The sequence below is a fragment of the uncultured Mycobacterium sp. genome (assembly GCF_964249325.1).
Classification (GTDB): domain Bacteria; phylum Actinomycetota; class Actinomycetes; order Mycobacteriales; family Mycobacteriaceae; genus Mycobacterium.
This window is the reverse complement of sequence record NZ_CAXUCH010000322.1, coordinates 2,079-2,693: the sequence shown is the minus strand read 5'-3', so window position 1 is coordinate 2,693 and position 615 is coordinate 2,079. Positions and strand designations below refer to the sequence as shown.

Annotated in this window: 1 protein-coding gene; it reads right to left on the bottom strand. The window is 67.0% G+C overall.

What is annotated here, in order from left to right:
* Nucleotides 1-93 precede the first annotated feature (93 nt).
* Nucleotides 94-603 (bottom strand): polyadenylate-specific 3'-exoribonuclease AS, encoded by a 510-nt coding sequence (locus ACFE99_RS23600; protein WP_375489090.1) that lies wholly within the window; start codon nt 601-603, stop codon nt 94-96.
* Nucleotides 604-615 lie beyond the last annotated feature (12 nt).

Sequence of the window (615 nt, the reverse complement as noted above, 5' to 3'; positions counted from 1 at the left end):
ACTGGTCGATCGGAATGTCGACAGTCCAGTTCATCCGTTCATCGTACTGGCCGGCGGCGTTCGACCGCCCAGAGCACCAGGGTCGCGCAGCGCTCAGTCCGGCGCTGCGCGCCCGGCCGGGTCACCGGTCGCGATGATTAGCCGAAACCGTCGCAGCTGGTCACGGGCGTCGACGAGGGCGTCGTGGGTATCGGCGGGACGGCGTGGCATCCGCGGACACCCCCGCTCTTCACACAACTGGCGGAGTTCACGGGTAAACCGCGGCATCGCCGTCGGCAGCTGGGTCATCGGGCCCCACAGCTGGCATAGCGCCACATGGTCGTAGGCGCCGACCCAGGCCCACAGCTCGATCGGCTCACCCGCATCGACGCCCAAGAACCGCTCCAGGTCCCAGCGGATCTGCGAGCGGGAACGCCACAACTGCGAAGCCGGTGGCGGAAGCTTGGGCAGCACATGGGTGCGCACCCAGCTGCCGGCCCGCTCGGGGTCGAATTCAGTGGATACGGCATAGTATTCGCGGCCGTCCTCGGCCACTACCCCGATGGAGATCAGGTCGATGGTGCGGCCGTCTTCGATGAACTCCGTGTCGTAGAAATACCGCACGTGCCGAGCCCT